7 protein-coding genes are annotated in these 9,026 nt (G+C 36.7%); all 7 read right to left on the minus strand.

From position 1 onward, the window contains the following. Positions 1 to 728, minus strand: a 728-nt coding sequence (locus FJR04_RS22595) for a tetratricopeptide repeat protein (protein ID WP_168499050.1), incomplete at its 3' end; no start/stop codon positions are given. Positions 729 to 1,001: 273 nt separating this feature from the next. Next, positions 1,002 to 1,517, minus strand: a complete 516-nt coding sequence (locus tag FJR04_RS22600; protein WP_168499042.1) for a tetratricopeptide repeat protein — start codon at positions 1,515 to 1,517, stop codon at positions 1,002 to 1,004. A gap of 317 nt (positions 1,518 to 1,834) precedes the next feature. After that, positions 1,835 to 2,299 carry a hypothetical protein gene (locus FJR04_RS22605; RefSeq protein WP_254445350.1) on the minus strand — a complete coding sequence of 155 codons (465 nt, stop codon included), beginning with the start codon at positions 2,297 to 2,299 and terminating at the stop codon, positions 1,835 to 1,837. A gap of 231 nt (positions 2,300 to 2,530) precedes the next feature. Further along, entirely contained in the window at positions 2,531 to 3,220 is a 690-nt protein-coding gene (locus FJR04_RS22610; RefSeq protein ID WP_168499044.1) for a hypothetical protein, read from the minus strand. Next, positions 3,213 to 5,615, minus strand: a complete 2,403-nt coding sequence (locus FJR04_RS22615) for a CHASE2 domain-containing protein (protein WP_168499046.1) — start codon at positions 5,613 to 5,615, stop codon at positions 3,213 to 3,215. The genes FJR04_RS22610 and FJR04_RS22615 overlap by 8 nt, the downstream gene beginning before the upstream one ends. A gap of 513 nt (positions 5,616 to 6,128) precedes the next feature. Next, positions 6,129 to 7,478, minus strand: coding sequence for a DUF1822 family protein (locus FJR04_RS22620; RefSeq protein WP_168499048.1), 1,350 nt, complete (start codon positions 7,476 to 7,478; stop codon positions 6,129 to 6,131). Next, complete coding sequence (locus tag FJR04_RS22625) at positions 7,475 to 8,848, minus strand: hypothetical protein (RefSeq protein WP_254445351.1); 1,374 nt, start codon at positions 8,846 to 8,848, stop codon at positions 7,475 to 7,477. The genes FJR04_RS22620 and FJR04_RS22625 overlap by 4 nt, the downstream gene beginning before the upstream one ends. Positions 8,849 to 9,026: the final 178 nt, after the last annotated feature.

Genomic DNA, 9,026 nt, shown 5'->3' on the forward strand with positions numbered 1-9,026 from the left:
CGGTCTTTGATTTCTCTAGCGATTATTAAACGCTGTTGATGGTAGTCAATAGCTGTGTGGTATTTTCCCAACCCAAGGTAGGCAACACCAAGATTTCCCAGCGCATTACCCTCACCAAGACGGTATTTTGTTGACTGGGCGATCGCTAAACTTTGTTGATGGTAGTCAATAGCTGTGGGGTAGTCTCCCAAAGCAAGGTAGGCAACGCCGAGATTTGCCAGTGATTGAATCTCACTAAGATGGTTTTTGATTTCTCTAGCGATTATTAAACGCTGTTGATGGTAGTCAATAGCTGTGTGATATTTTCCCAAACTATTATAGGCAACACCAAGATTTCCTAGTGCTGCACCCTCACCAAGACGGTGTTTGATTAACCTTGCAATCGTTAAACGTTGTTGATGATAGTCAATAGCAGTGGGGTATTCTCCTAATGCAAGGTAGGCAGCACCGAGATTTCCCAGTGCATTACCCTCCCCAAAACGGTTTTTGATTTCGCGGTAGATTTGTAGTGCTTGTCCCCAAGACTGCAATGCGTCCGTAAATTGACTAGTTTGAAATTGCTCAATACCTTGCTGTAATAGTCGGTCTGCTTCTGCTTTGCGTGCATCTGCTGTTTGTGCCAAGACCGGCGAAATTTGTAAAAAACTAGGTAATTTTGTAGATACAGGCATAGAAGCAGTCAGGATGAAAATAATAAATGCAGTGGTGCTGATTGTCCGATAACGCATGGCTGGTATTTGCAGTTAGGATTTTCGGCGTTGCTGAATCAGAGTATGAAATTTAAAAATTAGATATCTTTAACTCTTAATTCTTTGCGCCTTTGCGCCTTTGCGTGAGGCTAATTCATACATTCAATCAGCAACGCCAGATTTTTTATATAAAGGAGAGGCGTTGATCACATATATCTCTCATGGTTTCAGGGATATGCAAAAATGGCGAAGATATAGCAGCTACAACCGGATATAGATAAAATTTACCAACCCGGTTTTAGGCAAATAGCTCTAAATCGCCTGTATTTCCTCAATAGCATTATCTGCTCTTTGGGCAAGTTCCAATTCTCCTTCTTGGGTAAATAGGGTTGATGCTTTTTGTAAATCAGCGATCGCGCCTGGTTTATCTCGTAAATTCATCAGGGTAATACCTCGAAAATAGTACCCGTATGCAAAATTAGGACTAATTTCTATAGCTTGATCAAAATCATCTTTGGCTGTGTGATAGTTGTGTAAACTAAAATTACTTAATCCCCTGCCAAAATAAGCAAAACTATTATTAGGTTCTAGTTTGATAACTTGATTAAAATCTGTGATCGCTTCCTGATATTTCTCTTCTTCTAATCTTTTAAAACCCCGTTTTAAGTATATTGAAACATCATCTTTATTGCTTGAATCAGAAACTTGTGCGGTAACTGTAGATAATATTCTGGGCTGATTTGTCCATAAATTTCTTGCTTCGGCTTTGGGTGTAATCGCTATGGTGCTGAATACCATGATTACTATTGCTAAATTAAATTTTTGCATTTTTATATCTCCTTAATTACTGGTTGAAACTACAGCAAAGCGGAATTGGTAATTACGACAATATAAAAGGTTCATTGAATGGGAATGAGTGCTTTATTCTCGTAGAATTTTCGCTTTCTATCTATCTATACTTCTGGGTTATGCTGGGGTTATGCAAAAATCTTAAGTAGGTAGATGCTAATCACCCAACTATGTAACGAACTGTAAATTACCCAAAACTCTTGGGATTGCTGCGTTCCACTCCGTTCCACTCGCAATGACATAGTTATAAGTTTTCCCACCTACCTACTTAGTTAATCAATCCCATTTTTTTAGCTTTAATTTGTGTAATCATCCGCAGATTCTTTCCTTGAATTTTTTTGAATATCTTGAATGTGAGTTAATCCCTGTAAACACCATTTAACTCTGTTGAGAATTTCTGCATAGCCAAGGCTTTTATTTGCTAAAACAAACCCTCCTTGATGTTCATCAATTTCTGACTTAATTTGAATTAAATTATTGATGTGTTCACTCTGCACCATAATATTTAAATGAGGATACTTTTTCATTAAAGTCTTTAACAATTGTATGCCTGTAGAAATTTGTGGGGATTCTCCATGCTTTGCAGGTAATAAAATATCTGTAATAATTAAGTCAGGTTGTATATTTAAAAACTGTTTTAGAGTGTCTTCAGCCGTCATTAATGTTATGGTTTTAGCTTTTGAATATTCATCTGTGATCATGGCAATTGTGCCACCAATAAATATTTTATGACAATCCGTTACTACCATTGACTGACTCATTTTGTTTACCTCCAATTTTAATAATAGGTAATAGACATCAACTGAATTTAAATATGCGTGACCTAAACGCCTATAGAGACGTTCCATGGAACTTCTCTACTTTTCCAGAGATGTCTAATGGGGAGTGAGAATCATAGACTAGCTATTATTTTCGCTTTCTATGTATTTATATTTCTCAGTCCTATTGGGGTTATGCAAAAACTAGAATTAAATTCTCATTCCCCCTGATTTCTAATTACCTGATACTTGATTAGCTATCACTGGTTTACATAAATTATGGACAATATCTTGACGAAATGTGGTTAATTCTGCCGAAGGTTCGGGTACAGAATAAACTTGTTGCAAGACATCACTCCACAAGTTCTTTTCAGCAAAGTAATTGGCTTTAGCTAGAGCGATCGCTTCGGTATTTGCACCTGTAGATTGGAGTTGTTTTTCTATATTTTGTAATTCAGAACTAATGCGATCGCGTTCTTGTTTTTCCATAACTTGAAAGGGGATAAATTGCCCACCATTAACTACCCATTGATAAACTTGTCCTGGTTGTAATGGTTCGCCTGTATAGGTAATATTTTGAGTATGAGATGCTGGGTGAATCCATGAATTGATATTACTACCCTGATGCCGCACTGCTATTGTAGAAACGTAACCTTGCCAAAGAAATAAAGGGCGATCGCTCCAAACTTTCCTATATACACTTGGTACATCTGGAGAAATCATACATACTGGTCCAGTAGGACGAGAACCACCATTTCGAGGTTTTATAGGCGGTTCTTTTTTCTTAAATAAATTCCGATAAATACTTACTAATAAAGATGAATCTTTTGTATTTTCGGCAAGCACAAATTCCTTAGGTAAGACAGCCAAACTTGTAGAAGCTACTGCTGATAAAACTAAAGTAGATATTAGAAGATTACGCATTTTTGTTTCTTTCAAAATAGGGAAGGATAAAGTAAAGCCAAACCATTGTCGAGGGTAAAATCCCAGGTAATAGTATGGCTAGGGAAATATAAACTTGTAAACTAACCAGTCCATAAACTCCTGTTATGATAGTTGGTATAAATAACCATTTCCATATAGATTTCTGCCTTTTTATTGGCAAAATTGATAGGCTTTTACCTACTAATATCGCCATAGCAGTTATCCAGAAATCAGGAATTGGCACAACTAATCTACGAGTCAGTAAATGATGCGCCATGAAAGCATGAGTTTCACCTCCTGTAATTACCCGATTTTTATTCTGAGAACTTTCCTGATTCCGCCAGTATTTAACTGCAAGTGGTAAATCTCTATGAAAATTATCTTCACCATCTTTGCTAATTCCAGCTTCGTTATATCCCCCCGGTGCAATCATCACAATTTGCTGCTGTAAATTTGGAATCATGGCGGGATTTTCTAGTAATTCCCAAGCAGGAAGAGAACGATATACTTGCTGAGGGGGAATAGAAAAATCAATAATTGGGTGCATCCACATTTGATTTAGCCAATAACTAAAAACTGTAATTGGTTGTAAATGCGATCGCTGGGATGACAAAATTGTTTGATGACTTTTATTACCATCTTTAAGAAAAGCATTTATTTGTTGTAAAAAATCCGTTTGACTATCTAATTGCGGCTGGGGTGAATTGGGAATTTTTTGTAATTCATAACTCAGGGTTAATAAATTAGAAAAATGCCAAGGTTGAGTTTGCCAATCATCAACAGAAAACAAGCGCATATACCAAGGCAAAACTTTGATATCACCTTGTAGACTCCAGTTTAAACTGGTAATTTCAGGTAATGCTTGTAGCCATTCACCCTTGAGATTGTGAGTTGCAGCCAAAACAAACCATGTCGGCTGGGGTGCAGAAATAGCATTTTGGATCGATGCCGCGAGGATAGGATCTGCTTGCTCTTGGGGTCGATCTAATAGATAATCAATACCAATTACTCTAGCGTTATTAGCCACTAACTTATCAACTAACTTCGCCAAATATTGACGATTCATCGGTTTGGGATTAGAGATGTTGGCTTTTCTAATAGATGTTTCATCAATTTGCACTAAGAGGATGGGCGCATAGGTAACACTTTCGACTTGATTTGTTAGTTGACGATATATAGCCTGTACCAATATGCGGCGTTGTAATATCCCTTTTTGTAGGGGTAGAGATAAACTAATAGTTAATATTAATAATAGTGTGATCGCTTCTAGGCGAGTAGGCTTTAATTCTATTCCAGGTCGTTGGATACAAAATGACTTTGCTCCTGGATGTCGGAATAAAGAAGGAATTAAATACGCACTAGGATAAGTAAAGTTTTTTTCTAATTTAATATATTTTGTTGCCGTTAATAATGACTCATGGACATCTTTATATTGAGCTAAAGTTTGGACAAATCGCAGAAAAAATTCCTCAGCTACCCGATTATGAATGGGTTCTCGCATTACTGCCACTTCACTAATACCCCAATCTATGAGTGTATTAGCAATACTTAACCCCTTGCAAGAGTTAAAAATTGCCACCTGCAAACCTCGCTCTTTTGCTATAGTTAAAGCAGGTTTTATTTCACTTAATAATAAAGCTGTATTTGGAGCGATACCCAACTCACCACCAGTCAAATTAGTTTCATTACTATGACCAGCAAAAAACAAAATATCCCAACCAGAATCAGCAGATATAGCTTGGACAATTTTAGTTTTTAACTCAGTAATACTTTCATGCGATCGCAAACCAACAAAAGTTACATCAGCCACAGAACGCAAAGAACGAATAGCTTGCTTTTCTGCGTTAAAATTTAAATTAGATTCATCTCCTAAAATAGCTAAAATCTTGGCTTTCCTGGGAGCATGATTTGGCTTGATATTAGCAATGAGACTTCGCCGATTTAAAGGTGTGCGAACAACCCGAAACTTAGTAGAATCGAGAGCAAATTCCGTACCAATTTCCCAGACTTCCCAAGGTAAACGATCTAAATCTAGAGAATCACAAATCAGAAAAATATCATTATTAATTTCTTTAGCTATAGTGGATCTAATTTCATATAACTCCGCACTACGTAACCAGTGATGAAACTCATATAAAAATTGTGCTTCCGCCTCCACCAAACGAGCGTGCCAATCAACAGGAGGTGCAGTAAAACTACCAATTTCTGCTACTCTTCCTCGCAGTCCCGTATTATAAAAACCTAAATAAATTCGTTGCCATTCCTGGTACTTAAAATTCAGCGCATCAGGATAAGCCAGCTTCACCCCAATCTGTTGCCCTTGCCCCCAAGACAATTCAAAATAACAAAGCTGATCAAACTGTTGCACCTTCAAATGAAAATTAGAAACAACCATGATTTACTACGGATAAAGACCAATGCACGCTGATAAATTAGACCTTTAGCTCTCCAACAAAATGCACAATAAACAATCCTCCAAACGAAATGAGATCAGATTAACCGCTAACTATCTATATTTCTCAGCCCCAGGGAGGTTATGCAATTTTGCTTCCTTGTATCTTTGTTTACCCACTTATTTAACCTCAAACCTTGTTAAAAAGCCGCAGTCGAGCATGACATAAATGAAAATAATCCATAAATCTCAAAATTTATGCTGATTTTTATGATGCTATAAGTAATGTTACTTATGAAGTCACAGTAATATCAATGACCCAAATCACATTTACAATAAAATGATGCGGTAGATTTAACTACTCGCATCGCCTTTTATCTTCTTTACTCTAAGTAAGCCGTCGTCAATAATCCCAGGTTTGTAGTCAGGACTTTAGTCCTGAATTAAGAGCTAAATTAAAATATTTTTACATTGCTTCACATAGTTAGATTTATTGTGGAAATGTAATCAGAGAAACTAAAGCACACGCCCCGGATAAAATGTAAATGGAGGTAAATTAATCTCCACACTATCTATTAAACTGACACTCACCAAAAACTTTTCATCCCAATTACCAACAACACGAGTAAACAAATAACTATCACCCTGTTCTTGATTGATTCCCTGTTCCAATAAAACGCTCGTTTGGTCACTAACACGCAATTTTAAATGGCTAGGTAAAGTGTTTTGTGAAGTTGTTCCTAAAACTAACAACAACGTCCACAAATGTGGGTCACTTTCAGATAATAAATGCCAAGTCATCGCATACAGACGTAAGGGAATTCCTGCTAAGAGTAAATCTTGATAAGCACCCCGCGCTTGAACAGGAATTTCTAAACCTCTGTGTTGTAATTGGTTAATAATTGCCTGAAATTCTTCTGTAGGACTTCGCATTGCGATCGCAGGTGTGAAACTAGGTAATAATTTCCAGGAAAATTCCTGTGCTAATTCATCTAATTCATCCCACAACCAACGTCCTACATTCAAAGCTGGTTGTGTGCATAATTTAAATAAATCTTTTAAGTTTGTTTTGAGTCCAGAATTAGGTGTTTGCTGTTGACAACTATAAATCCAATGCAGTAACTCTGGATTGGTAAATACAGCCGTTCCTTGTTCCCAAGTCAAAATTTCCCATAGTTCACACTCAGGTGATTGTAACTGGGGTAATAATGCGATTAAATTACTTTGCATTGTCACTGAAATTTGAGCGCGATTATGGGGAATTGCAGGTAAACTAATACTATTTGGTTCTAGACAACGCAAATTTAATAATAAATTGTTGGCATCACAATCAAACCAATCCAAAGGTAATTGATAAGTCCAATCAACTTCCGGCTGTAAATTCGCTCTTATCTGCTTTTCCATGAGTTCCTGATAGGATATAAACCCAGAAATTATCGCAGATGCTTGTTCTTCTAAAACTTCGACCAATACATAAAAATGAGGAACATATTCTGGTAAATCTACGACTAATTGAGAAAGAGAAATTTCTGAATCATACAAACTACCAGTGGGAATTAAGCAAACTTTGAATTCACCTACCTGCAAGTTGGCAACAACAGGAATCGCGTTAGCTAAAGCTGGCTGTAAAACTGTACACTTTTCTCTCTTAATAGTTAAAGTATCTGCTCTTTCTTGCAACCATTCTTCAAAAGCAAATAGTGCCAGACCATTAATATAAGTTTGCCATTTTCGGGATACATTGGAAATTTGATTACTCAGGTCTACAGCCTGAATAATTTGTTGAGATGAAACATGAACTGCGGCTGGAGAAAGAAGTTCATAGTCTAATTGTAATTGAGAATTGTTGCTTGATAAGTTACTCATGTTTGTTGATCCAATGAATCTAAATAACGGCACAATTTTTCTGAAAATAGGCTATTTTGTGAATTATTACTGACTGTTCGAGATTGAATTTCTGCCTCTCTAAATAAAATAGAACTTTGCGTATGTAGTATGGAAGCAAGCTGTTGTTCAAGTTTTTTTAGACGTTCTGGGTGAGAATAATTATGTGCTAATTCAATCACGCGCTCATATAGTATTTTGACAAACTCTCGTTGTACATCAGCGCGAAAATCTTTCAGCTTCAGTAAGCGAGTTACTGCATCTTGCGCCCTTAACTCTAACTTTTGAGCAATTTCTGTCATAGACATTTGTTGACAATGAAATAACTGGAGTGCGGTTAGAAAATTTTGAGATTTATTCCCTTTCTTCCGTTGTAGCTTCTTCAACCACGAAGTTACAACTATATTTAATGCTTGTTCTAAACAAATTAAAAATTGCTGCCGATATAACTCTAAAAACTCCATTTGCTCATTTTCATTTTGATCATGGTTTTCCACCGCAGCTATGTCAACAGGATATTCACTAATCTTTGGTAGAGAACGACTCTGGTTATAAATTCGGTATTCTCGCAAATAAGCAGCCAGTTTCTGTAATTGTGTCATTACAGTTTCATTCTCCAACTTTTGACCAATTACGCTTTCTAAACGTACAGAAATTTGCTGTAGCTGTTGATTCGTAGGAGGAGGACATATTCTTCCCCTACCTAAAGAGCTTTGTTGTAATCTTTGCAATTTATATATTTCGTGATAACTTTTTAAAAGTCCTAAAAAATCTGTAACTTCTCTAGATGTTAAAGAGTGAAACTCTGTAAGAATTTGCTTTAACTTTTTCGGGAGAGTATCATTCAAAATTGCCCAATCAGTCACGCGGTAAAGTCCCAATTCCAACAAAAATTTATTGAGTTCTGGATTCTGTTTGACTTTGAGATTTATCCAAGTTGACAGATGACTTTTTCCTGGATCAAAACTCAACAAAATTTTTCGTCCCAGGCATTGATAACTACCTGTTTGTTCCAAACTGCCATCATCATCTAAGACATAGGGTAGCAAATCACTCTGACTAAAACCGTGAGCATTACCGAATTGGGCTTCTAGCTGCCAGCAAACCTGCTCAATGTGCCAGGATATGAAACACAGTAGACAACGTTCTGCTAAACAGCATCTTTTAGTAGAACTATCTCTGGATAATTGCAGCAGTTCTCGTTGCACCTTTGCATCTGGTACATCACTTTTAGCCGTATATTCGGGAAATTGCTCCGCAAAAAAGTCTTTAGCTGGAGTAATTTCCTGGATTTGGCGTTTTCCCGCAGCATCAATTGTTACTAGCTGCCAATATCTGAATGCAGTCATCATAAGCCATCAATATTTGTAACCACCTATTAATAGCAGTATTGCCTAACATTCATTCTTAATTCCAGATTCGTACAGCTTATGCAGTTTTGGCAAAACTTAGTGAAATCATCAGGAGGAAACAAATTATTAATTAGGGCTTGCTGAAAAAGTAGAAAAAGGCAAAAAAAAATTAACTAGG

Source organism: Anabaena sp. UHCC 0204 (assembly GCF_009711975.1).
In the GTDB taxonomy this organism is placed as follows: domain Bacteria; phylum Cyanobacteriota; class Cyanobacteriia; order Cyanobacteriales; family Nostocaceae; genus Dolichospermum.

Bases quoted from the DNA above. Each gene is read 5' to 3' on its own strand.
- FJR04_RS22600 (WP_168499042.1), bottom strand. From the start codon at position 1,517: ATGCAAAAATTTAATTTAGCAATAGTAATCATGGTATTCAGCACCATA.
- FJR04_RS22605 (WP_254445350.1), bottom strand. From the start codon at position 2,299: ATGAGTCAGTCAATGGTAGTAACGGATTGTCATAAAATATTTATTGGT.
- FJR04_RS22610 (WP_168499044.1), bottom strand. From the start codon at position 3,220: ATGCGTAATCTTCTAATATCTACTTTAGTTTTATCAGCAGTAGCTTCT.
- FJR04_RS22615 (WP_168499046.1), bottom strand. From the start codon at position 5,615: ATGGTTGTTTCTAATTTTCATTTGAAGGTGCAACAGTTTGATCAGCTT.
- FJR04_RS22620 (WP_168499048.1), bottom strand. From the start codon at position 7,478: ATGAGTAACTTATCAAGCAACAATTCTCAATTACAATTAGACTATGAA.
- FJR04_RS22625 (WP_254445351.1), bottom strand. From the start codon at position 8,848: ATGATGACTGCATTCAGATATTGGCAGCTAGTAACAATTGATGCTGCG.